This is a genomic window from Flavobacterium sp. GL_143 (genome assembly GCF_057834355.1).
This window is the reverse complement of record NZ_CM174401.1, coordinates 2462811-2487940: the sequence shown is the minus strand read 5'-3', so window position 1 is coordinate 2487940 and position 25130 is coordinate 2462811. Positions and strand designations below refer to the sequence as shown.

The window sequence follows — 25130 nt, the reverse complement described above, 5'->3', positions numbered from 1 at the left end:
CTAATTATTTATTAGCTATTTATCCAATTCAACTTTTGCTGTATAGGAAGAAATGGTTGTTGTACCTGAATCATTCTTGACTACATAAATACCTAATATATTATTTTTGTATACGGTATTAGCACTTGTAATATTTGAATCTGGAAATTCAATATCTATCCAATTCGCTTCTCCAAATGTTCCATCAGAATTTCGATTTACGTAAACAAATGATGCTCCACTACCCTCTCCGTTTATAGTTACCCAATCGGCAGCCAAATTATAGCCTTTATTGGAAGAAGCTGTAATACCTTCAAAATGTGTAATTATCGACATGGTTGTTTCGTTTTTATAACTAAACGATTTTAAATTACTTATTTGTTTTGTTTTAGAATCATAATCGACCAGAAATGCCTGACTCAGTTTTCCAAATTTAGGGCTAGTATAACCACCTGTTATTGTATAACTATTACCTCCGTTATGCCAAATACCATACAATGTATTGGTTAATGAATCTGGTAATTTAAATTCTGTATATTCTTTTGTATTAATATCATATAGAAATGCATATCCATTCTTATCATTTTCTACATCATAATTCCCTACTGCAATTCCTCCCATTATGCTATGAACGAACACATTATTTGTATTCCCTCCGTTTGGGGTTACTGGTGTCCATATTCCTGAACCATCAAGTGGTCCTTCATAATAAAATCCAAGATTTCCGCTTGGGAATCCTCCACTTGATGTTGTTATCTTATAAGATCCAACAATTTGTATATTTCCGTTAGTTCCATTATTAGGCCCATAACAAGAGGTATTGGTAACTATCTGTGATGCTGTACTTGGAAAATTAATGACATGCCATTTTCCTTCATTACCATTACCTAATAGCTTACCTTCATAAATCAGCCCCTGAACAATGCTGTTTTGCCCTAATAAACTTGCTGTAATGTAAACATTTTCAGATTCTGAAACTCCTCTTATTCCTTGTATTGTTGTTTGTCCGTTTGAATTATTAAAATCCATATAACTAACTGTATTTACTTCTTGTTTTAAATTTTGTGACATAATGTGTATTTTTAGATTATTTATCTGTTTGCCCTTTTACATTACTATGTCGCTAAATTATTTTTAGTTGAATTTTACAGTATTAAAGACATCTGTAGGTGCATTTACCCAAAGTTTGTCTACTTCGAGCTGATGTAATTGCTCTTCTAATTCCATTCTTATTTCGCTATATCCTGGATCATAAGCAAGATTGGTAATTTCTAATGGATCATTTACTAAATCGTATAGTTCGTATTGTTTGAAATAAGCGCTTGAGGCATCGAAATAATAATCGAATTTCCACTTTTCTGTTCTTATACATCGAATGCGATTAGCTGCTTTTACTATTGCCCAATTACTATTTGACCCTGCCTTAATATCATCGTATGTAAATAAAATACTTTCCTGAACTGGTGTTCCATCCTCTATTATTGGCAATAAGCTTGTACCTGCAAGTCCTGTAGGTGGATTTGATACATTGGCGATTTCTAGCAATGTAGGCATGATATCTGCCAAGGTTGCCAATGCCATAGATTTTTTAGTTTCTTTATCCTTAAATAAAATAGGATTAGATATTACAAGTGGGATTCTTAATGCTTCTTCGTAAGCTACAAAGGTTTTCTGACGTAAACCTCCATGTGCTAATCCCATTTCTCCATGATCTGATGTTAATGTTACAATTGCGGTGTCTGCTAATTTATTTCCGTTTTCGTCTTCTTTGTATAATTCTTTGATTAGGTAGCCTATTTCTTTGTCAACATGACTTAGCAAATATCCATAAAAGTTAATATAATTTAATTTTTCTTCTGGTGTTGCTATTGCTCCTAAGCTAAGTGCCATGTTAATTAAAATTTGTTCTTGTGCCATCGGTTTCTTATTCTCCAGCAAATTTTCGTTTACTGTTACTGGTAGTTCAATTTCTCTACCTGACCAACTATCTGGATGGTATCCTGAAGTACCAGCAGATTTTGGATAGGCTAAAACATCGTGTGGATTAACTAATGAAAGGATCAGACAATATGGTTTATGATCTCCTGCTGCTCTTCTTGTTTTTACTTCTTTCAAATATTGTATTGCTTCTGCAGTATATCGTGCATCATGATTTGCATATCCTCCACCAAAATTCAACGGATTTACATCTTCCCCTGCATCTGGAGCTATCCAGCCCATTGCCCCAAATAATGAAATATCGGCTGGTGTTAAATCATCATAATTGGTCTTTGTACCATTGGGAGCAACTCCTTTACTCATATGCCATTTCCCTCTGTATTGAACATCATATCCATCTGCCCAAAGTACATTCATAATATTTGGTAAAGTGTTATCGAGTGTTGGTTCTTGTGGCGATAAAAGTCCTCCTTCTGTTAATGTCTGACTAACGCCATGCTTGGCAGGATACATTCCTGTAAATAATGTAGCTCGACTTGGGGAACACATACAGGTATTGCAAAAAGCTCTATCGAAACTAAATCCGTTTTCTTTAAGAAATGTAAGTGTTGGAAGATTTTTCTCTTCCCAACCTGGTGGAAAATGTTGTGTTGCTCTTTGCTCATCTGTAATGATAAGAATCATGTCTGGCTGTTGACCAATTTGTTCTAGTTGCATTTTAAAGTCCATTGAATATCGTTTTAAATTATTAAATAAAAAATGTAATTACGTATGTACCGTTTTGATATAATCGTTAATCAATTTGAAAATCAGCTCTTTGGATAACTTATTTTTAGTTAGGTATTTGCTTTCTAATTGTATGATTGAGTTTATATACTCTCAATGATATTTGCTTATTCATGAATCTTTTTCATGATATCCAATTAGGTCAGAATAAAAGAACAATAATAAAAGAACTTATTTAAACGTATAAACACCTGTTTTTCAGAAAGTAAAACAAACAAAAAAAGCCAATCTATCGATTGACTTTTTTGCTTTAGGCTGATATTGTGACTTTATGTCAAAACTTATTTCTCATCCTTTTCTAGAATATGTTTATCTATCATATACTGTGTAATTGGTCTTAATGTCTTTCCTGTTTCTGGATGTAATCCTGGAGCTGTAAAATACTCATAATTACCATCGAATGACTTCCCGTACCAAATACATGGCTTTCCCATTTTAAAAAAACTTGTTGTATCGCAAGCCTTAATTTTTTTAAAATTAGAAATCAACCCTTCTTCTTTCTTCATTACTATAGGACTAAGTAATGTCATTGTATTTGAAACATCATCACAAGGAACTTCTTCATAATGGTCCTTATTCCAAACCATACAATTTTCTTCTTCATTAAAACTCCAGATTGCAAATGACCCGCTCAATATAAAAATGCATGTCAATAAGATTAAATATGGTTTCTTAATAGGTGGAATTGGCTCATTTGGCTTTCCAACAAAAGAATTAATCTGAACATCTTTGTTGACAAATGGAGATTCATTCTCTTTTTTGATAGGTGCTGAAATCTCACTCAAACCAGATTTTGGTGTATTTGTAACCAATTCTTCTCTTAAAAACCTATTATATGGTCTCTTCTCAAAATCTACCAAAATTGCTGCCAATTCAATTCTCGCACTATTATCTGATTCTTTCTCTCCAGTTAAAAAAGAAATAATAGGTCGGAATTTTGCAATTTCAAATCTCTCTATAGCTCTCCTTAAATCCTCCCCTTCTTTTGTGTTTAGAAAAACTCTAAATGTTTTTTCATCATTTACTGATAGTGATTTATCAAAAATAATTAAACATAAGTTTCGCAATTGCGCAGGTGAAAGATTCAGCAAAATACCCGTAGGTTCTTCCAATTTATAAGTTTGGTATTTTGCTTTTATAGCATTTTTATATTCTTCAAAAGTAATTTTACTCATAAGCATTTATCGGAATTATTAAACATTTTGCAGCAATCAGCAGAATTGTCAGCATTACTGGAATTTCATCTCAATGCCCCGCCAAAGCTGTCATTTCTTTGCCTCAGAATTAGTTACCGGTTTAATCTGCAGGTTAAAACAAATGTACAAAACTGATTCTTTAAAAAAGTGCGTAAAACCGTAAGACCGAGTTTATCCGGGAAGTATAAATAAAAATCATACTGTTTCTACACGCTTTACTTCCCTCAAAAAATCAAAAGAACATTCCGCCAGAAGCGGTTTGAAAATCAGTTCAAAATTTCGATTTCAGAAATCGGATGAGGCAACTTATGTAAAATTTTAAAAATAAACTAAGATGAAAAGAATTATAGCAATATCGTGTTTTATAGTAACTAGTATCGTATTTGTATCATGCACTAATGATGATGATGAAACAACAGGCAAAAGCAAATTAACAATTTCGGCAGATGCTCCAGACGAATCAGGTGGTGGTGGGCAAAACGGACAAACTCCAATTCCTCCACCAAAACCATAATAAATTTCTTAATTAAATATAAATCCTCAATTTAATTAATTTTCAGTATTTTCGGGAAATGAAACTTCAAAAAGTCCATTTCCCGATTTTTATTTTTACTATAATTTTATTCTTTTCATGTAAAAAAGAATCGAAGATAATTATCCAAACAAAGATCAATACTGAATACAGTAATTATTTAGCATTAGCAGATAACCATTTTAATAATCAAATTTATGATAGTGCTTTCTATTATTACAATAAATCAAAACAAGTCTGTAATCCAAATGAGAATGAAAAAATAATTTATTCTTTATTAAAAATGGCTGTTACCCAGCAAATACAAGGTGATTATTTTGGGAGTGAAACTAATGCTACTGAAGCAATACCTTTTTTTACAAAAACAACTAATTTATATTATAAGTGTGCTGTGTATAATATACTAGGTATTAATTATGAAAGATTGCATGAATATGATGATGCTATTTATAATTATAACCAAGCTATCAAATATGTTGAAGTAGATCTCCCTAAATATGTACTTAAAAACAATATTGCAGTTGCATATATGGGCAAAACAGATTACACAAAAGCGGCAAATATTCTTAATGACTTAAATCAAAAAAAAGAAATTTCAAACAACCTTGAAAACCATGCTAGGATACTAGATAATTTAGGTTTTGCGTATTATAAGTTAGGGAATTCAAAAGCTTTAGAATATATAAATCAATCCATAACAATAAGAAAAAAAATAAATGATGACTTTGGAATAACCAGTAGTTATAATCATCTTTCAGAATACTACTCTAATCATAATAGCGTTCTTGCAAATCAATATGCTAATTTAGCCTATCAGAAAGCTACAGAAATAAATAATGTTGATGACCGTCTGACATCATTAACTTTTTTAATTAAAAATGCAAAAAATAACGAATTAAAAAAGGTAACATTTCTTTATTTGAAAATTAACGACAGCATTACCAAAGCAAGGCAAAAAGCAAAGAATCAATTTGCAAAGATAAAATATGATTCTAAAAAAGATCGCGAAGAAAATCTACAGTTAAAAGCTCAAAAAGCTGAAAATGCATTACAATTAGAAAAAGTAAAAAATAGAAATTTAACCTTATATATTGTAGTTGGATTTGTTTTGGGTTCGCTTTTGTTTCTTTATTACTATTTAACTACAAAAGGAAGACGAGAAAAGACTGCTGCTATTTACGAATCTGAAACTAGAATTTCGAAAAAGCTACATGACGAACTTGCCAATGAAGTATACCACACCATCGTTTTGGCAGAAACAAAAGACTTATCTACAGATGAGAACAAAGAAATTCTCCTTTCAAATTTAGATACTATTTATTCTGGAACTCGAAATATATCCAGGCAAAACAGTACGATAGATACGGGAGAAAACTTTGAAAATGAATTAAAAGATATGTTATCTAGCTATAACGGAAATAATGTAAATGTGATTATTAAAGACAACAACAATATTAATTGGCCGAAAATTGAATCTGAAAAGAAAATCGCAATTTATCGGGTATTACAAGAATTGCTTGTTAATATGAAAAAACATAGTCAATGTAGTTTTGTTGTTATTGGTTTTGAAGAAAATGATAAACAAATACAAATAAGTTACTCTGATAATGGAGTTGGTTTTGGTGAAAAAATGAATTTAAGAAATGGTCTTAAAAATGCGGAAAACCGTATTCAAAGCATAAAAGGAACTCTTACTTTTGAATCTGAGCCTAACAAAGGGTTAAAAGCCAAAATTTCATTTCCAAAATAATATAAGCATATGTTTACAAAAGTTTTAATAGCCGAAGATATAGATTTTAATGATATTGCAGTTGTACAAGTTCTCCAAGAACTAAATGTTCCCGAAATAGAATATGCTAAATATTGCGATGATGCTTTACTTAAAATAAAAAAAGGTCTCCTTGATAATCATCCTTATCAATTATTAATAACTGATTTATCCTTTAAACCTGATCATAGAGAAACTAATCTAAATTCGGGCGAAGAACTTATTGCTGCTGTAAAGCTATTATTCCCTGAAATAAAGATAATTGCGTTTTCTATTGAAGATAAAGCCTATCGTATAAAGTCTCTATTCGATAAATATAATATCAATGGCTTTGTAATGAAAGGTCGTAATAGTATCCCTGAGTTAAAGAAAGCGATACAGAATGCTTTCGATACGGATAAGAAATATCTTCCTCAAGAATTAAACTATATTCTTCAGGATAAAACGACTAATGAGATAGACAATTATGATATTCAACTTATTAAATATCTCTCGATAGGTGTTTCTCAGGATAGTATGGAAGCTAAATTTAAAGAAGTTGGTATTACTCCAAATAGTAAAAGTACAATTGAAAAACGCATTAATAAACTTAAAGTCTACTTTAAAGCCAATAATCCAACACATCTTGTGGCAATTGCCAAAGATTTGGGCTTAATATAAACTCTCCTTTTGTTTCATTTACTTTCTTTACGGATTTCCGTAAGGATACTCTATTGCCGATTTATAAGTTTGGCTTTCCAAAACTTATTTTATGAAGAGCAATTATTTTATACTTCTGTCAAAAAAATGTTTGACAAGAAGTATCTCTCCCAAAAACAAAATTATACTTAAAACAACTCTTCTTTGTTTCTTACTATCTTTTGGTATAGCACTTTTAGGTGCTATATCGGGATATATTGATATAGATTGGAAGTTACTTTTCATTCCAGCAATACTTACTTTTCTAATCGTACTACTCATACTTGCAATTATAAATAGATACAAAAAAGTATAACCCTATTTTGAGCGCTTTCCTTAATCCTCTTCTGATTATTGTAACTCTCCTTTAAAACTAAACAATTTTATTTCATTTATTATTTTACTGAATGTGGAAAGCCGTAATAAACTGTTTTACAATGAGCTTAAGTTTGTTAAAGAAAAACAACCATACACTCATTCCTAATAATAAATGATATGATAAACGATTTGAAGAAATTTTTAAATGAAGAACAAGATCCTAAAGCAGTTGAGAAACTACTGTCAAAAGTTAGTGGTCTACTCACCTCTGGGGAGCAAATAGAATATGTTGCTGTACAAAAAAAGCCTGCACTAAACCTATCTCCAGATTGTATTGCATTAACAAATAAAAGAATAATATTCTGCAGACCACGAAATTTAGGCCTTTCAATGGATTTTCAAGATTATGCTTGGAAAGACATTCTCGATTGTCACATGAAAGAAGGTATCATGGGAGCAACTTTCTCAATGAAAACAATCAAAGGTAACGTTAATATGCTCGATTATCTTCCTAAAGCTCAAGCAAGAAAATTATATCAGTTTGCTCAGGAAAAAGAAGAAAACATGATTGAATACAGACGTCAACATGATCTTGAAACTAAAAGAGCCATTGCCGGAGGCGGTATTATCGTCAATGCAGGAACTGCAATGCCGCAAAATGTAGAAACAAAAGAAGATCCATTAGAAATATTGCAAAAATTAAAAAAGTTATTAGATGGTGAAATCATTACACAAGAAGAATTTGATATCAAAAAAACTGAAATAATATCTAAAATGTAAATTATGAAAAGTAAACTAACAGCAACAATATTGACTTTCTTTTTGGGAGGAATTGGAATTCATAAATTTTATCTAGGAAAATCTACACAGGGCATATTATACATACTCTTTTGTTGGACATTAATCCCTTCCATATTAGCCTTTTTTGAATTTTTCGGATTGTTATTCATGTCTGACAATTCATTTAATATGAAATATAATAATGTTTTTTAAAAGAACTTAAGATATGGAAATCAATACACAACTAAAATCTTTAGGTGATAAAATTAATTTATTAAAAAACAAAATAGAAACCGAGGAGTCGACTAAACATGCATTTGTTTTACCTTTTATAAATATATTAGGCTATGACGCATTTAATCCTCTAGAAGTAGTCCCTGAATTTACTGCAGATATAGGAATGAAAAAAGGCGAAAAAGTAGATTATGCAATTTATCAAAATGATGAACCTATATTAATTGTAGAGTACAAAAGTTGGAAACAGGACTTAACGACTCATAGTTCTCAACTATTTAGATATTTTCATGTTACCAAAACACGTTTTGCTCTTTTAACAAATGGAATTCAATATCAATTTTTTACTGATCTTGATGAAAAAAATAAAATGGATCAAAAACCATTTTTTGAATTTGACATTACTAATCTTAAAGAAAATACAATTCTAGAAATTTCAAAATTTCATAAATCAAATTTCAATGTCGAAAATATTGTAATTAACGCTAGTGGATTAAAATATACAAAAGAGATTAAAAGACAAATAAATGATGAGCTAGGAAATCCTTCAAATGAATTCGTGAAACTTTTTGCAAATAAAGTATATACTGGCAGACTTACTGAGAAAGTTATGGAGGAGTTTAAAGATTTGGTCCAAAAAGCTTTTAGCCAATTCGTAAGTGAAAAGATTAATGACAGATTAAACGCTGCTCTTAACAAAGAAACAATCAAACAAAAAGAAGAACAAAACGAAATCATTGAAGATAGTAAAATTGTTACTAGTGAAGAAGAATTAGAAGGTCACAAAATTGTAGTCGCCATCTTAAGGCGCATACTACCTACAAATAGAATTATTTTTCGAGATACTCAATCTTACTTTGGGATTTTATTAGACGATAATAATAGAAAACCTTTATGTAGGCTCCATTTAAATAATGGAAAAAAATACATCGGTCTTTTTAATGAGAACAAGAACGAAATAAAACAACCTATAGAGTCCATTGATGACATTTATCTATTTGAAAAAGAATTATTGGAAACTGTTGGATTGTACGAGAAAGAAAATAACTAATCTGAAAAAATTATGAAGACGAAACATTTTATATTAATAGGAATCTCAATCCTTTTATTAGTTGCTATTATTACAAATCCTGACACAAATCATCATAAAGAAGAAGTTAAATTAAAAATACATGAGTATTTGCAAAAATCATTAGCTGGTAATATTAATGAAACGGATGATCAATGGTCTAAAGCAGGGAAACTATTTGGTAACTTATTTGGTGAGGCTATGATTAACAATATGGTAAATACAATGATTACCTCTAATAATTATATCCTTTTTTCTACTACTAGCGCTACATTTGAAGGTAAGTCAAAAATAATTGGGCTGGGTATTTTCGGGAATGTCTATTTATCAGAAAAAGTAAATGAAGCATTTAAAAATCCATCCAAACAAGACAATGCAGCTATTTAAAATTATAATTTGCAGTCTTTCTTTAGCGTTTTTGGGATGTAAAAATGGACATTCTAATGGGCAACCTAGGGTAGAAAAAAACGAACCTCAAGCGTTTTACAAAGAAGTAATTACTCCTGATGATGTAAAATCCATCACTCCCGAAGAGGCCAAAACGTACCATAAAGATATGAATTACCAGTACGAATATCGTACTGGTATATCTGGTAATTATGAATATACTTATGACGTAAATGGTTATGACCAAGATGGTAATTTAGTCACTGGAATTATAAATATTGAAAATAAATATGGGGCTGGGATAATCATAAATAATAATGACGAAGAAATTGATATAAAAGCAGAATGGATTGGCTATGGAAGATTAAAAGCTACTGACAAAAACGGAAATGAATACAATCTGGTTGCAGATTAATTTGAGATAATACTAAACAAAAAAATATGAAGGTCATTACATTAATCTTATTTATTACTCTTACCTCTTTTAGTCTGGTACAAACCAGTGTATATGTATGTGGTGCGAGTGGTGCTAAAAAATATCACTACAAAGAATCTTGTCGTGGTTTAAGTTCTTGTAAACAAGAAATCACAAAGCTTACTTTAAAGCAAGCACAAGGATATGGTTTAACACTTTGCGGTTGGGAAGACTAGATAACTCTAGGATAATCTTTATATTTGAAAATTAATCCTTACGAATGAAAATCCCATTTACTGCCCTATTTATTCTATTCACAACATTACTTTTTTCTCAAACCAAAATACTTTCCTGGAACATCCAAAACTTTGGTAAATCAAAATCTGACCAAGAAATTAGTTTTATCGCCAATACAATCAAGAATCACGATATCATTGCAATTCAAGAAGTTGTTGCTGGTTATGGAGGTTCTCAAGCTGTGGCGAGATTAGCCGATGAACTTAATCGAAAAGGTGCTAAATGGGATTACTCTATTAGTGATCCAACAAGCAGTAGTGCATACAAAACAGAACGGTATGCTTTTATTTGGAAAACAAGTAAAGTAAAATTAAAAGGAAAACCTTGGCTTGAAAAGCAATACGAGCGACAAATTGACCGTGAACCTTATTATGCTACTTTTGAAAAAGATGGCAAAAGTTTTACTCTAGTTAGCTTTCACGCTATTACAAAAAGCAAACAACCTGAAACGGAAATTAAATATTTCAAGTTTTTACCTCAACAATATCCAAATCTAAACTTGATTTTTGTGGGTGATTTTAATTGTCCACAATCACATACTGTTTTTAATCCTTTGAAAAAAATGGATTATCAACCAATTTTAGAAAACCAAAAAACATCCTTGAAACAAAAATGTTTTAATACCCAATGTTTAGCTTCTGAGTTTGATAATATATTCTATCAAACATCAAAGATTATAGTAAAAAGCAAAGGAATAATTCATTTTTACAAAGATTTTAATTCCATGAAAGAAGCTCGAAAAATATCCGATCATATCCCAATATGGATGGAATTTTCTTTAAATTAAAATTATGTTTTTAACTTTTTCTTTTTGGCAGCTGGAAATAATACGTTGTTAAGAATTAAACGGTACCCTGGGGAGTTTGGATGTAAATCTAAAACAGTTGGTGGATCACCTACTTTATGTTGGAAATCTTCTGGGTCATGTCCCCCAAAAAAAGTAAACATACCTTTTCCTTTTTCGCCATGTAAATATCGTACTTCACCATTAATCTCACATGTCCCCATAACTAAAGCACTTGATTTTACAAATTCTGCATCAAATGAAGTTGTTTGTCCCATAAATCCTTTTACTAATTGTGTATGATTTTGACATAACATACTTGGTATTGGATCCCATTTTGCAGAAAACTCCATTAAAGTAAAATAATCCTTCTCCATAGGCACTCTTCTTTTTGGTGTCATATCAATATCCGAGAATTCATATATCTCTGGTTTACGTTCTAAAGTAAAGTCTCTAAAAGCAAATGAATTAGCATAATTTAACTTAGATTGATAATTTGGTTCGCTCGCATCTCCATCAAACATTGCTTCACAAATATCTACTCCATCTGCAGCTAGAGCTATATCAAAACTATCTGTTGCCGAACACATTGCAAACATAAACCCTCCTCCTATTACAAAATCTCTAATTTTTTTTGCGACTGCTCCTTTTTCTTTAGATACTTTATCATATCCTAATTTAGTTGCTAATGCTTCGGCATCTTTCTTTTGTTCTATATACCAAGGTGCATTTTTATAGGCTGAATAAAACTTTCCATATTGTCCTGTAAAATCCTCATGATGCAAATGCAACCAATCGTACAATAATAATTGATCGCTTAGAACCTCTTCATCATATATTGGGGTAAAAGGAATTTCAGCATATGTTAATACTAAGGTAACTGCATCATCCCAAGGCTGTTTTCCTTTGGGTGTATAAACTGCTATTTTTGGAGCTTTCTCAAGAATTACTGTTTCCATATTCTGAGAAGGACTTGAAATTTCATTTAAAATAGAATTCTCTTCGCTATCTGAAAGTACTTCAAAACTAACTCCTCTAATTTTACATTCTTTACGAATTTCTTCTGTATCGGGTAGCAAGAAGGAACCTCCACGATAATTAAGCAGCCAGCTCGCTTTATAATTTTTGTTTAAACACCAATACGTTATTCCATACGCTTTTAGATGGTTTTGCTGTGTTGTTTCGTCCATCGGAAGTAAAATAAACGAAGCTCTTCCATTAAATGATAATAAAAAGAAGAGAACATAAGCAATATAATATTTCATTTTAAATCTATTTTTATTTTAGTCTATTCTAATACAAGACTAAACAATTATTGGTTTTCTATAAAAACACGTATAAACACGCATAAATGTAAGGATAACTCTAGCTAAATTTGTTTTTATTAAATTATTAACAATTGACCATGAAAACCCACACAATGAAACTTAATGAAGCAAATAACAAACCTAGGTTTACAAATTTAATTCGAAAAATAGGAGCTTGTTTATTGATACTAACCATTATTTTATATTATGTTTTATCTATCCAGTTCTTAGCTAGTAGCGGAAGTAATTAAAAAAGTTAATTTGTAAGTACTGCAATGTCATTTTGAATAGCATAAACTACTAATCCAGCTGTATTTCTAGACTCTGTTTTAAGTAATAAATTATTTCGATGCCCTTCTACCGTTCTGGGACTAATAAAAAGTTCTTCTGCAATTTCGGCTGTACTTTTTTGCAAACAGATTAATCGTAGCACTTCTATTTCGCGAGAAGAAAGAAAATTTGTATCTAAATTACATCTGGTACTTTTAGCTGCTTTTCCTATTTCATGTATAATTTTAAGTACTTTATCATTATAATAGTACCCTATTTTACTCACTTCATTAATTGTAAAAATTAAATCCTTTGGAGTAGCATTCTTTATTAAATAAGATACTGCTCCAACTTGTATCATATTTGCAACAAAAGATTTAGTATCATAACTCGTTAAAGCAATGACTTTAATTTCCGGAAATTTTCTATGAATAATTTTAGTAGACTCAACTCCATTTAAAATAGGCATTTTTAAGTCTATAATGACAATGTCGGGTTGGTCACTTGATCTTTCTAAAAATGAAATTAGTTCGGTTCCATCTGAAGCCTCAAAAATGACTTCTAAATTTTCTTCTCTCTCCAATAAAAATACTATTCCTTTGCGAAATAAAATTTCGTCATCAACTAATATTATTTTTACTGTAGTTTTCATTTTGTTTATCAGGAATATCAATAATTAGCTTACTACTTTAATGAATTAAAAACAGACAATTGCAAAACAAGTAATTTATCTTACGAAAATACAAAAAATGTAAACTTAAATAGCCATTAATCTGGTTTAAAAAGTAAAAACTACTGAAATTCCTCTATTAATAGCTGATTCTACATTCAAATTTCCATTTAGAAAAGAAACTCTACTTTCGATATTCTTCATCCCAAGTCCTTTTTGATTTTCTGAATTTTTAGAATCAAATCCAATTCCATTATCAGAATATATTCCTTTTTTGATTCCGTTTTCTTCTTCAAAAGCAATCGAAATCTTGGTAGCCTTACCGTGTCGTAATGAATTATTCATGAGTTCTTGCAAAATTCTAAAAATATGCAAGTGCCTATCTTTATCATTTTCATCAAACTCAATATCATTTTGATAATCTATTGATATGGTCTTGCTACTTTCAAACTCCAGACATAATTCTTCTATACCAGCATGCAATCCAAATTTTTCTAATACGGGTGGAAATAATCCATGGGCAATTTTTCTGGAACTATCTAAAGCTTTAGCAGTTAGATTAATAATATTTCCTGTAATTTCGGCTATCTCGTTTTCTGTTAAATTTGGTGTATTTAATAAGTGGCTATTTAATGAAACAACATTCAGTTTCGAACTAATATCATCATGTAAGTCTTGTGCTATTCGCTTGCGCTCTTCTTCTTGAATAATAATTACTGCCTGTACTTGCTCTTTTTGGTACTGAATTTCTAAATCCTTTTTTTCTAATTTCTCTTTTATTATTTTTTTTCTCGAAAAATAAAAAAACATAACAAGAACAACTCCCATTAGTACAAAAGCCAAACAACTAAATATAATTGTAGCAACAATTTCACTTTCAGAAATCGGATTAGAATTCATAGGTATTTTTGGGGTTTTTGCTTATTAAATATATACAAATTTAACAATTCAAATATATCTTATTTTATCTGGATAATTTTAAAGAGTAATTAAATATGTTGTAAAATAAAAAATCTTCATCAAAACTTAAGTCCTGACGAAGATCATTTATTTATAATGGCTATCCCTTATAATAAGAATCACACTTATCTAAATGTAAAATCTTGTATAATTTACAAAGTTAGTTTACAAGATTATTTTTTTTAGAAAAACTCTTCTTCCATTCAATTAAAATAAATAATTGAAAGATAATGTACAATATATAATTTATACGCGAAGGTAATTTATAATATTTTGAACTTAGCGTTATTGATAAATTGCCCACTAAAAATAAAATAGTACTCCCTAACAAATAAAACAAAATCCCTACGTTGATATAATAAAATACTCTTTTATCATTCAACATATTATATAAATGAAATGTTGCATAAATTATTAATAAAAAAGAAGTGATAAATATTTCATATAAATTGAATTTAAAAAACAAATCGGGTCTTACGCTATATTGTATAGCCAAACTTAATAGTGTCAAAACACAAGTAATTCTGATTATTCTTTTTTGAAAACTGTCTTTTATTAGATTATAATAAAAAAGAGCCAGCATTAGAAATTGTCCGATAAAATAAAAATGTGATAAAAACAGATTATTCATACCTAATTTACTTAAAACTAACGTACTAATCTGAACGCATACAATAAAGAAAAGATAAGATGTAAATATCACATACGTTTTTTGTTGCTTAGAAAGACCTATTGCGAATACAATAAAATTAATCAGCAAAAGAAGATATCCAAAGTTAACAAGAAATGAATACATAAATCATATTAAGATTAAAGAGGACTAGATGGATCTCCTCCTGGAGGACAAGGCTGGCTAAAATCGTATATTGCTGGTGCTATAGCATTTACATGATTTTCAGTATCTCCCTCTTTATGGTTGCTTTCAGGTAGCATATCTACATAAATACCCGTTTTTTCGTCATATCTGGTTCCTACAATCAGTAAAGTTTGCTCTCCATCATCGTTGATTCCCATGTAAGCTCTTACTGCATCTATTTCTTGCTTTAAAACTAATTCTAAATTTATTTTTGGAATTAAAAAGGCACGAACTTTATTTTTAAGGTCGATTTCAGTTTTTGGATCGCTCCATTTTTTTGTCCATTTTTCAGCAGTCGCCAATGGAATTTCCGTGTCTTTTTCTCTTAATCTGTAGTTTTCTTTCATAATTCAGGTTTATAATTAATTTAAAATTTAACTCAGGTTTATTAATAGTTGTGCTAAACTACTGTTTTTTATTTTCTTAACAAAAAAATAAAATCAGTAAAAGACTAGTAAAAAAATAAAAAGCTTTATTTTTTATTTAGTAAATTTTTAACAATAATAATCCTAAAACAATAATTATAATTAAAAAATAACAACCCAAAAACCTCACATAACCCCTATTTATTAAGTAAAAACCTATTCAAATTTAAAATGTAAAAACAGGTATAAATACGCTTATCCAGAATTCCTTTATGATTTAATTTTGATTGTAAACTATTTAAACCTAAAAACTATGTCTACAGAACCATTTATTGGAGAAATTAAAATCCTAGCATTCAATTTTGCTCCTAGAGGATACATGACCTGCCAAGGTCAAACTTTAAGCATCGCACAAAACACCGCATTGTTCTCTCTTATAGGCACTTATTATGGAGGAAATGGGCAAACAACATTTCAGCTTCCTAATTTACAAGGTCGTATGCCAATAGGACAAGGGCAGAGTTCTTTAGGAGCTGGCTTTGTGATGGGACAAGCTGGAGGAGTAACAGCTGTTTCAATATTGACTTCAAATATGCCTGCACACGTTCACTCTCTGAATAGTGTATCGGTAAAAATTAAGGCATCGACTGCAAATGCAGACGAAACATCTCCAAATGGTAATTTCCCTGCTGTTTCTCAATCACCTAGCTATTCAGGAAATGGAGCAACAAATAACGTTTTTAGTGGTGGAACTGCAATTTCTGGTAATACTGATATAGCTGGTTCAAGTATACCAATTGACATAACAAATCCATACTTAACAATAAATTATTCTATTGCTACTGAAGGGATATTTCCAAGTAGAAATTAATTATAAATAAAATCAAAGGAGAGCTTCATATATAAAGCTCTCCTTTTTATTACATAAAATATATGCAAGTAATCGGAATTCTATTGTCGCGCTCTACATATTATCAAACAATTGGTTTTGATTTATATGAAGGTCTCCGTTCGGGGTTAAAACAACTAGGGAGAAGCGATATCAAAATAGTCACAGAAAACATAGGTTTTGGTACCGATAAGCAACAATGTTATCGCAGCGCCGAAAAACTTCTGCTCGAAGAAAATGCATCTATCGTAATTGCCTACATAGGACATCGTACTGCTCAATTACTTCGACCACTTTTTCTGGCGGCAAATAAAATACTGATTGTTTTAGATGCAGGTGCAAATATGCCTCATGAATGGCCAACCTGTCCAAATATTTTTTATCATTCTCTTCATAACTCTTTAGGTGCTTCACTCGCCGCTAAAGAAGCAACAAAAGATGGATATAAGAATGCTGGCATGGTAACAGGTTATTATGATGCTGGCTACCTACATACATATAGTATATCTAAAACATTTCAAGATAATGGAGGGACGATAGCTTTTAATCATGCTACTGGTTATAAAACAGATGATTTTACGATGGAACCTTTAAAAGAACACTTAACAAATTTTCCTGAGAGTGCTCTATTAAGCATTTTTAGTGGTGATTATGTTGAATGGTATTTTGAACAAATTAAAAACACATTCGAAGGAAAAAATTTACCGATTTATCTACCTCCATTTGGCTTAGAAGAAACAATGTTAGGTAATTCAATTTATCCAGGTAAAAATATAAAAGGGATTGCTGCTTGGTCTAAAAAAATCAAATCAACAGAGAATCAAATTTTTATTGAAACAATAACCGAATTAGGTAAAATACCTAATCTTTTTTCTTTACTAAGCTGGGAAAGCGCAACTATTGCGTTAAGAGCATTAGAACTTTCTGATGAGCATAAAAATAATGTATCAAATATTGCCCAAGATCTCCAATCGCTTTCATTCATAAGCCCAAGAGGTGAGATTTATTTTGATCCAAAAACGAATACATCAATTTCCCCATTATATAAAGTAGCCGTCATTTCTGATAATGAAGGCAAATGTGAATTACAATTAGAAGGCGAGGCAACAGAAGTAAACGAACAGTATAAAAAACTAACTAACCAAGACTTAGATCAAACGACATCAGCTTGGTTTAATAGTTACGTATGCATCTAATTTATGGAAGAACAGAAAAAAATAATGATCCTATGTGGCGGAAAGTTCGCCTTTAAAACATTGCAATTATTAGCATATGAAAAATTCATGTGTGCAATTGGTATCGGGAAAAGTAATGATACAATAATAGATGCTTTAGAAAGAGAAGCTGAAGACAATAACTTAGGATTCAAATCATTCCCTTCTAAAAAAAGTATGGAAGAAATGAGAGGCTGGATTGATACTATTAAACCCGATTATATATTTAGTATCTCTTTTCCATTTCTCCTTCCTGAATCTGTTCTGTCTTATGGAAATAATAAATTCATCAATTTCCATCCAGGACCATTACCACAATATCGTGGCGTAATGCCAATTTTCGAAGTGCTCAAAAATCAAGAGAAAGAGACTGCTATTTGCGCGCATTTTATGAATAAAAAATTTGATCAGGGGAATATTATTTTCAATGACCCTATAAGAATACAAGAAAATGACACTTACGGAAAATTAACAGTAAAGTTAAGTGATCGTATGTCACAAGTTGCTTTAAACATGGCAAATATGCTACAATATGCTAGTAACATTCCTAATCAATCTCAAGATGAATCATTAGCGTATTATTATGAAAAACCGGAACTAACGGATACTTACATTAATTGGAAACGTATGAGTGCCGATGAAATCATTGCACTAATAAACGCCTGTAATCCTTGGAATTCTGGTGCCGATGCAACTTTAATGAACGAACAGGTTAAGATAATAGTAGCAACACTATTAGATGAACCTCATGAAGACAAACCAGGAACAATTATTTCTATAAACAATACGGTAAATGTAGCTTGTGAGGACAACAAACAAATTGCAATCGAAATACTTAGTACAGACGAAGGTATAATGACGGCTAAGAAATACGCCTTATTAAAGCCATTAATGGCAAACCCCATATCTAACTAATATACTTAACTATCAATTTAAAACTATCAGATTATGAAAAAGAACTTTACTATTATTTTTGCGATGTTGCTATGCCTCTTTTACACAAGAGGTAATGCTCAAACGCAATTTTGGTCCGATACATTTGAAGATACTGGAGCACCAAGTTCCGGTCTCAGAGTACCTTCAGTTCCAGAATTTACTTTTGGAGGGCCACCTCCAACTGCCTATTTTTTTAGAACGATCCCAACTGGAATAGCCCTTCAAAGCGGGACTTATACAGCTTTTCAAGGCGCAAAAATATGGGCTGCTGAAGACATTGACAAAGGGTCAGCAGGGGTCAATGGTACATTAAGCCCTAATCAGCAAGTTACTTGGTCAGCAATTAGTATTGCGGGAAAAAGTGGTTTGTCCTTTAAGGGTACTTTTGCAGCAAATAATTTAAATGCTGGCTGGAATGGTTCAAACTTTGCTCCACTTCAAGATTTTATTGCTATTGAATATCGAATTGATGGAGGTTCTTGGACAAAAATCATTGCATTCTATGCTGGTGCTATAACAACTACCAATGCTTTATCTCTTGATACAAATGGAGATTTAATAGGAGATGGAGCTGCTTTAGGATATGCTTTTAGTGAATTTACTGCTAACATTCCTGGTACTGGAACACTATTGGAAATTAGATTAAATTGTTCTGCAAATGGTTCAGATTCGCAAGAATTTGCAGTAGATAATTTCCGTCTTTTCGAAACACCTGCGTGTACAGCACCCGTTATTACAGCCAATCCACCTAATAGAAGTCTGTGTCCAGGAAGCAATACTACATTTTCTGCTGGTGCAACTGGAGCTACAACTTACAAATGGCAAGTTGACCAAACAGGCGCAGGAACTTATACAGACCTGGCAAATGCCGCTCCATATTCTGGAGTTACAACTAACACATTAACTATAACTGGTGTAACCACAGCAATGAGTACTTATAGATATAGAGCTGTTGCAATTAATGGAGTCGCTACTTGTTTTGCAAATACTAATTACGGCACATTATCAGTTTCTAACATAACCCTTGCGGGCGCGCAAGATAATATCGTTTGTGTAGGTACCGCTACAGGTAGTGCATCCGTTATTCCAAGTGGAGGTATTGGTACTTATACATATTCATGGTTCCCATCTGGTGGTTCTGGAAGTATAGCTACAGGCTTAAGTGCAGGAACCTATACAGTAACTGTAACAGATGGTATACTATGCCAAGCAACTAAAACTTTTACTATTATCGAAACAGGTACACCAATAAACATAGTACCTACACAAACTAATGTAAGCTGTAACGGTGGTTCTAATGGATCTGCAACTGCAACCGCAACAGGTGGATCTGGTACTCTTACTTATTCTTGGTCGCCATCTGGTGGAACTGCAGCAACAGCCTCTGGTCTTACTGCAGGAGCATATACTGTGACTGTAACAGATGCTAACGGATGTAGTAAACCACAAGCCTTCAATATCATACAACCTAGTCTAATTGTAACATCTGGTACTCAGGTTAATGTAAGCTGTAATGGTGGTTCTAACGGTTCGGCAACTGTAATTGCAACTGGTGGAGCTGGTTCATATACTTACTCTTGGTCGCCTTCTGGTGGAACTGCAGCAACAGCCTCTGGTCTTACTGCAGGAGCATATACAGTGACTGTAACAGATGCTAACGGATGTAGTAAACCACAAGCCTTCAATATCATACAACCTAGTCTAATTGTAACATCTGGTACTCAGATTAATGTAAGCTGTAATGGTGGATCTAATGGATCTGCAACTGTAACTGCAACTGGTGGAGCTGGTTCATATACTTACTCTTGGTCACCTTCAGGTGGAACAGCAGCAACTGCATCTGGGCTAACTGCTGGAGCATATACTGTGACTGTAACGGATGCTAACGGATGTACCAAACCTCAAGCCTTCAATATCATACAGCCAAGTCTAATTGTAACATCTGGTACCCAGGTTAATGTAAGCTGTAATGGTGGATCTAACGCTTCTGCAACTGTAACTGCAACTGGTGGAGCTGGTTCATATACTTATTCTTGGTCACCTTCTGGTGGAACTGCAGCAACTGCATCTGGACTTACTGCTGGAGCATATACTGTGACTGTAACGGATGCTAACGGATGTACTAAACCACAAGCTTTCAATATTATAGAACCTAGTCTAATTGTAACATCTGGCACTCAGGTTAATGTAAGTTGTAATGGTGGATCTAACGCTTCGGCAACTGTAACTGCAACTGGTGGAGCTGGATCGTATACTTATTCTTGGTCGCCTTCTGGTGGAACTGCAGCAACTGCATCTGGACTTACTGCTGGAGCATATACTGTGACTGTAACGGATGCTAACGGATGTACAACTACCGAAGACTTCGATATTATAGAACCTAGTCTAATTGTAACATCTGGCACTCAAGTTAATGTAAGCTGTAATGGTGGAGCTAACGCTTCGGCAACAGTAACTGCAACTGGTGGAGCTGGTTCATATACTTATTCTTGGTCACCTTCTGGTGGAACTGCAGCTACTGCTTCTGGACTTACTGCTGGAGCATATACTGTGACTGTAACGGATGCTAACGGATGTACAACTACCGAAGACTTTGATATTACTGAGCCTGTCGCACATAATTTAGCGGTAACTTTTGGCGGAAATAATGTCTTAAGTGCTAGCCAATCTGGTGCAACTTATCAATGGTATCAGTGTTCAGATAATTCACCAATAGTTGGAGAAGTAGGTCAATCGTTTACTCCAACAGCAAATGGGTCTTATAAAGTTGCTATAACATTAAATGGATGTACTGTTTCTTCGCAATGTGTCGTTGTAAGTACTTTGGCAACCCCTGAATTTGAGAAAAAAGCTCAATTTATCATGTATCCAAATCCGAGCAAAGGTGTAGTAAACATCAATACAGATCATGATAGCGATTTAAACATTGTTAATCAATGGGGACAAACAATTAAAAAGGTTAAAGTTTCTGCTGATACTACTAACTCAATTAACATCGAAAGTCTGACGGATGGAATTTATTTTATTTGCGAAGTAAACGGAAATAAAGTAATTACCCATAAATTAATTCTAAAAAAATAAACATAAATGGGAGATATTAAAAAAACATCTCCCATTTTTTTTTTAGTTTAATAAACATCCTTATAAATTTTATACGATAACCGCCTCCAAAATATACAACTTATGGAAAGAAGATCCTTTGTAAAAAAAACAAGCTTATTAACTTCAGGTCTTTTCTTTTTCTCTACAAAAAATCTATTCGCAATACCTGAGAAAAGCAACATCAATATTAATAATCTAGATTTAACACCAATACTTATCAGTAGTAAAAAAATTATGATAAAAGGTAAAATTTTAGATTCTAAAACACATTTTCCCATAAATGCTGATATGTATGTAAAAACTAAAAGAAATAGATTTTTTTCAAAAAAACATTCTGTTAATGCACTAAATGGATCCTATTCAATTTTTTCGGGATTTGCAAATTCAGAAAAAATATCCGAAAAATTAGTTATCGAAATTAAAGTAGATGGATACAAACCTTATGAAGGAAATCTATATTTAACTCCAAAAGGCTGCAATATCCATAGTGATCAATGGCAATATAATCCTGACTTTAAACCAGAATATTGTCCAGTTAATTATGAAGAATCTAATTTATTGTTTTCTAACTTTAATTTTTATTTAGTAAAAGCATAGGTTTAAAATAAATTAAAAAAAAGGGGAAATTGTAAAAACAATTTCCCCTTTTTTAGTTATCAATACTACTTTAGCAATATCGCAAATAGTAATTTAAACATTAAAATGGAACATCACTATCATCATCATCGTCATCATTAAAGTTACTTCCAAAAGCTTCGTTTGCAGAAGGAAGATTTTTAGTAACAAACGGATTATCGTCATGATTCATTTTAGATGGTAAATCATCGTAACTACCTGAAAAATCATCCAGGTTATCAAATTTTCCAAGGTGTCCTATAAATTTCAATCGAACGTTTTCGATACCACCATTACGGTGTTTAGCAATCATTATTTCTGCCTGACCTGCGGTTGGTGAAGCCTCATCATCATCCCATTCTTCAATTTTGTAATATTCTGGTCTATATAAAAACGAAACGATATCGGCATCCTGCTCAATCGCTCCAGATTCACGAAGATCCGATAGTAACGGACGCTTACTTGATCCACGCGTTTCAACAGCACGCGATAACTGCGACAGTGCAATTACCGGAACGTTTAGCTCTTTTGCCAAAGCCTTTAAGTTTCGGGAAATTGTAGAAATTTCCTGCTCACGATTTCCTCCACCTTTACTATTTCCTCCAGCAGTCATCAATTGCAAATAATCAACAATAATAATTTTAATACCATGCTGTGAAACTAAACGACGACATTTTGCTCTTAAATCAAAAATAGAAAGTGATGGTGTATCATCAATAAACAAAGGAGCTTTTTCTAAGTTCTTCACTTTTGTACTCAACATTTCCCATTCATGAGGTTCTAACTTACCAGTACGTAATTTCTCAGATGACAATCCAGTTTCCGATGAAATTAACCTCGTAATTAACTGTACTGATGCCATCTCCAGTGAAAACAAAGCTACAGGATGCCCAAACTGAATAGAAATATTTCTAGCCATCGAAAGTACGAACGCCGTTTTTCCCATCGCTGGCCTAGCCGCAATAATAATTAAATCACTCGGTTGCCATCCAGAAGTCAGTTTGTCCAAATTAGTAAAACCAGTTTCAACACCACTTAAACCTTCTTGCTTAGCAATTTCTTCAATACGCTTTTTTGCCTGAAGTACTAAACTCTGAGCAGTTTCAGAACTTCGTTTAATATTTCCTTGCGTTACTTCGTATAGTTTAGATTCTGCCTGATCAAGCAAATTAAACACGTCTGTTGTTTCATCATAAGACGCTTCGATAATTTCCGAAGAAATTCGAATCAAACTTCTTTGAATGAATTTTTGAAGAATGATACGAGAGTGAAATTCGATGTGCGCAGAAGAAGCTACTTTTTGCGTAAGCTGAATTAAATAAAAATCACCACCTGATATATCTAATTTTCCATTCTTTTTTAGTTGTGCCGAAACTGTCAGTAAATCGATTGGTTGAGTTTCAGTAAAAAGCTGAACAATCGCTTCAAAAATATACTTATGTGCATCCTTATAAAAAGCATCAGGCTGCAAAATATCAATCACATCATCTACACCTTTTTTATCAATCATCATCGCACCTAGTACAGCCTCTTCTAAGTCCAGTACTTGCGGGGGAAGTTTCCCTTTTTCTAAATTAATAATTGCGGTTTTATCGACCTTAATTGGGTTTATATTTTTGAAGTTTTCCATATAGCGAATGTAACAAAATTTAGAAGAGATATAACTATCTAGTTGTTACGAATAATTGTTTATAAGTTAATGTATATTGTTTAAAACCAAAAAAAAATCCGAAACGATAAGGCTTCGGATTTTTTATAAATTTGTAAGAATTTATTCTTTGTATTCGCCCATTTTACTGTATTTGTCCATTCTCTGGGCAACTAAATCGGCTGTTGATAAGTCTTTCAATTCATTATATCCTTTAGTGATATATTGTATAACTGTTGTAAAAGTAGTTTCTCTGTCATAATGAGCTCCACCTAATGGTTCTGGAATAACATCATCAACTAATTTTTGCTTTTTCATGTCAGAAGAAGTCAATTTTAATGCTTCAGCTGCTTTCTCTTTATACTCCCAGCTTTTCCATAAAATAGAAGAACAAGATTCAGGAGAAATCACAGAATACCAAGTATTCTCAAGCATATATACTTTATCTCCTACACCTATTCCTAAAGCTCCACCTGAAGCACCTTCACCAACAATAATCGTGATAATTGGCACTTTTAAACGTACCATTTCAAAGATGTTTCTTGCAATAGCTTCACCTTGTCCTCTTTCTTCAGCTTCAAGCCCTGGATATGCACCTGGAGTATCTACTAAAGTTAAAACAGGAATACCAAACTTCTCCGCCATTTTCATCAATCGTAATGCTTTACGATATCCTTCTGGATTTGCCATACCAAAATTTCGGTATTGACGTGTCTTAGTATTGTATCCTTTTTGTTGACCAACAATCATGTACGACTGCCCATCAATTTTTCCTAAACCACCAACCATTGCTTTGTCATCTTTAAAACCTCTGTCTCCATGAAGTTCTAAGAAAGTATCTCCGCACATAGCCTTAATATAATCTAAGGTATAAGGTCTGTTTGGGTGTCTTGACAATTGTACACGTTGCCAAGCTGTTAGATTTTTATATATACTCCTTTTAGTTTCTTCTAATTTCTTATTAATTTGCTTGCACGTTGGCGTTACATCAACATCTGATTCTTTTCCAATGATAACACACTTTTCTAACTGCTCTTCTAATTCTTTGATAGGAAGTTCAAAATCTAAATATTCCATAGGATCTTTTGAATTTTTGTTTTTAAATCGAACCGCAAATATAAAAATATTATATTGTTT

The 25130-nt window shown here is 32.1% G+C and carries 25 protein-coding genes; 15 read left to right on the top strand and 10 right to left on the bottom strand.

What is annotated here, in order from left to right; all coding sequences use genetic code 11:
- Positions 1 to 15 precede the first annotated feature (15 nt).
- The 3 genes from AC3IPI_RS10965 to AC3IPI_RS10955 form a co-directional block, all read right to left on the bottom strand.
- On the bottom strand, positions 16 to 1050 hold the full coding sequence (locus AC3IPI_RS10965) for a hypothetical protein (RefSeq protein WP_489159017.1): 1035 nt from the start codon (positions 1048 to 1050) through the stop codon (positions 16 to 18).
- 63 nt (positions 1051 to 1113) lie between these two features.
- Positions 1114 to 2646, bottom strand: a complete 1533-nt coding sequence (locus AC3IPI_RS10960; RefSeq protein ID WP_489159015.1) for a sulfatase family protein — start codon at positions 2644 to 2646, stop codon at positions 1114 to 1116.
- 338 nt (positions 2647 to 2984) lie between these two features.
- Positions 2985 to 3878, bottom strand: a complete 894-nt coding sequence (locus tag AC3IPI_RS10955; RefSeq protein ID WP_489159013.1) for a hypothetical protein — start codon at positions 3876 to 3878, stop codon at positions 2985 to 2987.
- Between the two features lie 355 nt (positions 3879 to 4233).
- On the opposite strand from AC3IPI_RS10955, the gene AC3IPI_RS10950 reads away from it, so the two are divergent.
- The 3 genes from AC3IPI_RS10950 to AC3IPI_RS10940 are packed head-to-tail and all read left to right on the top strand — an operon-like array spanning position 4234 to position 6859.
- Positions 4234 to 4413 carry a hypothetical protein gene (locus AC3IPI_RS10950; RefSeq protein WP_489159011.1) on the top strand — a complete coding sequence of 60 codons (180 nt, stop codon included), beginning with the start codon at positions 4234 to 4236 and terminating at the stop codon, positions 4411 to 4413.
- A gap of 58 nt (positions 4414 to 4471) precedes the next feature.
- Positions 4472 to 6181, top strand: coding sequence for a tetratricopeptide repeat-containing sensor histidine kinase (locus AC3IPI_RS10945; RefSeq protein WP_489159009.1), 1710 nt, complete (start codon positions 4472 to 4474; stop codon positions 6179 to 6181).
- A 9-nt stretch (positions 6182 to 6190) separates the two neighbouring features.
- Complete coding sequence (locus AC3IPI_RS10940) at positions 6191 to 6859, top strand: response regulator (protein WP_489159007.1); 669 nt, start codon at positions 6191 to 6193, stop codon at positions 6857 to 6859.
- 102 nt (positions 6860 to 6961) lie between these two features.
- On the opposite strand, the gene AC3IPI_RS10935 is transcribed toward AC3IPI_RS10940, so the two are convergent.
- Entirely contained in the window at positions 6962 to 7159 is a 198-nt protein-coding gene (locus AC3IPI_RS10935) for a hypothetical protein (RefSeq protein WP_039120490.1), read from the bottom strand.
- A gap of 213 nt (positions 7160 to 7372) precedes the next feature.
- Here AC3IPI_RS10935 and AC3IPI_RS10930 point away from each other — a divergent pair, with 213 nt between their 5' ends.
- From AC3IPI_RS10930 to AC3IPI_RS10900, 7 genes are read left to right on the top strand one after another with little or no spacing between them, the layout of a single operon-like run.
- A complete protein-coding gene (locus AC3IPI_RS10930; RefSeq protein ID WP_086895575.1) occupies positions 7373 to 7975 on the top strand; it encodes a PH domain-containing protein in 603 nt (200 codons plus the stop codon).
- Between the two features lie 3 nt (positions 7976 to 7978).
- Positions 7979 to 8188 carry a TM2 domain-containing protein gene (locus AC3IPI_RS10925; RefSeq protein WP_086895576.1) on the top strand — a complete coding sequence of 70 codons (210 nt, stop codon included), beginning with the start codon at positions 7979 to 7981 and terminating at the stop codon, positions 8186 to 8188.
- A 13-nt stretch (positions 8189 to 8201) separates the two neighbouring features.
- Complete coding sequence (locus AC3IPI_RS10920) at positions 8202 to 9260, top strand: type I restriction endonuclease (protein ID WP_489159004.1); 1059 nt, start codon at positions 8202 to 8204, stop codon at positions 9258 to 9260.
- Positions 9261 to 9272: 12 nt separating this feature from the next.
- Positions 9273 to 9665, top strand: a complete 393-nt coding sequence (locus tag AC3IPI_RS10915; RefSeq protein WP_489159002.1) for a hypothetical protein — start codon at positions 9273 to 9275, stop codon at positions 9663 to 9665.
- Positions 9652 to 10080, top strand: coding sequence for a hypothetical protein (locus AC3IPI_RS10910; protein WP_489159000.1), 429 nt, complete (start codon positions 9652 to 9654; stop codon positions 10078 to 10080). The genes AC3IPI_RS10915 and AC3IPI_RS10910 overlap by 14 nt, the downstream gene beginning before the upstream one ends.
- Before the next feature lie 26 nt (positions 10081 to 10106).
- Positions 10107 to 10316, top strand: a complete 210-nt coding sequence (locus AC3IPI_RS10905) for a hypothetical protein (protein WP_086895578.1) — start codon at positions 10107 to 10109, stop codon at positions 10314 to 10316.
- Positions 10317 to 10360: 44 nt separating this feature from the next.
- The gene (locus AC3IPI_RS10900) at positions 10361 to 11164 is read left to right on the top strand and encodes an endonuclease/exonuclease/phosphatase family protein (protein ID WP_489158997.1); all 804 of its coding nucleotides are present in this window, start codon (positions 10361 to 10363) and stop codon (positions 11162 to 11164) included.
- A gap of 2 nt (positions 11165 to 11166) precedes the next feature.
- Here AC3IPI_RS10900 and AC3IPI_RS10895 read toward each other — a convergent pair whose 3' ends face one another.
- The 4 genes from AC3IPI_RS10895 to AC3IPI_RS10880 form a co-directional block, all read right to left on the bottom strand.
- Entirely contained in the window at positions 11167 to 12426 is a 1260-nt protein-coding gene (locus AC3IPI_RS10895; RefSeq protein ID WP_039116456.1) for a hypothetical protein, read from the bottom strand.
- A 298-nt stretch (positions 12427 to 12724) separates the two neighbouring features.
- Entirely contained in the window at positions 12725 to 13390 is a 666-nt protein-coding gene (locus AC3IPI_RS10890) for a response regulator transcription factor (RefSeq protein ID WP_039120432.1), read from the bottom strand.
- Positions 13391 to 13516: 126 nt separating this feature from the next.
- Positions 13517 to 14308, bottom strand: coding sequence for a sensor histidine kinase (locus AC3IPI_RS10885; protein WP_489158995.1), 792 nt, complete (start codon positions 14306 to 14308; stop codon positions 13517 to 13519).
- Positions 14309 to 15178: 870 nt separating this feature from the next.
- The gene (locus AC3IPI_RS10880) at positions 15179 to 15571 is read right to left on the bottom strand and encodes a hypothetical protein (protein ID WP_052259580.1); all 393 of its coding nucleotides are present in this window, start codon (positions 15569 to 15571) and stop codon (positions 15179 to 15181) included.
- A 331-nt stretch (positions 15572 to 15902) separates the two neighbouring features.
- Between AC3IPI_RS10880 and AC3IPI_RS10875 the strand changes: the two genes are divergently transcribed.
- From AC3IPI_RS10875 to AC3IPI_RS10855, 5 genes are all read left to right on the top strand, one after another.
- Positions 15903 to 16460, top strand: a complete 558-nt coding sequence (locus AC3IPI_RS10875) for a phage tail protein (RefSeq protein ID WP_039120434.1) — start codon at positions 15903 to 15905, stop codon at positions 16458 to 16460.
- Positions 16461 to 16522: 62 nt separating this feature from the next.
- Positions 16523 to 17674, top strand: coding sequence for an ABC transporter substrate-binding protein (locus AC3IPI_RS10870; protein ID WP_489158992.1), 1152 nt, complete (start codon positions 16523 to 16525; stop codon positions 17672 to 17674).
- 3 nt (positions 17675 to 17677) lie between these two features.
- On the top strand, positions 17678 to 18607 hold the full coding sequence (locus tag AC3IPI_RS10865) for a methionyl-tRNA formyltransferase (protein ID WP_489158990.1): 930 nt from the start codon (positions 17678 to 17680) through the stop codon (positions 18605 to 18607).
- Between the two features lie 33 nt (positions 18608 to 18640).
- Positions 18641 to 21709, top strand: coding sequence for a T9SS type A sorting domain-containing protein (locus AC3IPI_RS10860; protein ID WP_489158988.1), 3069 nt, complete (start codon positions 18641 to 18643; stop codon positions 21707 to 21709).
- A 102-nt stretch (positions 21710 to 21811) separates the two neighbouring features.
- Positions 21812 to 22327 (top strand): hypothetical protein, encoded by a 516-nt coding sequence (locus tag AC3IPI_RS10855; protein WP_039116468.1) that lies wholly within the window; start codon positions 21812 to 21814, stop codon positions 22325 to 22327.
- A 100-nt stretch (positions 22328 to 22427) separates the two neighbouring features.
- Here the strand turns inward: AC3IPI_RS10855 and dnaB are convergent, their stop codons facing one another.
- Together dnaB and AC3IPI_RS10845 are read right to left on the bottom strand one after the other, a co-directional pair.
- Positions 22428 to 23975, bottom strand: a complete 1548-nt coding sequence (gene dnaB, locus AC3IPI_RS10850; protein ID WP_323491565.1) for a replicative DNA helicase — start codon at positions 23973 to 23975, stop codon at positions 22428 to 22430.
- Positions 23976 to 24116: 141 nt separating this feature from the next.
- Positions 24117 to 25070, bottom strand: coding sequence for an acetyl-CoA carboxylase carboxyltransferase subunit alpha (locus tag AC3IPI_RS10845; protein WP_039116471.1), 954 nt, complete (start codon positions 25068 to 25070; stop codon positions 24117 to 24119).
- Positions 25071 to 25130: the final 60 nt, after the last annotated feature.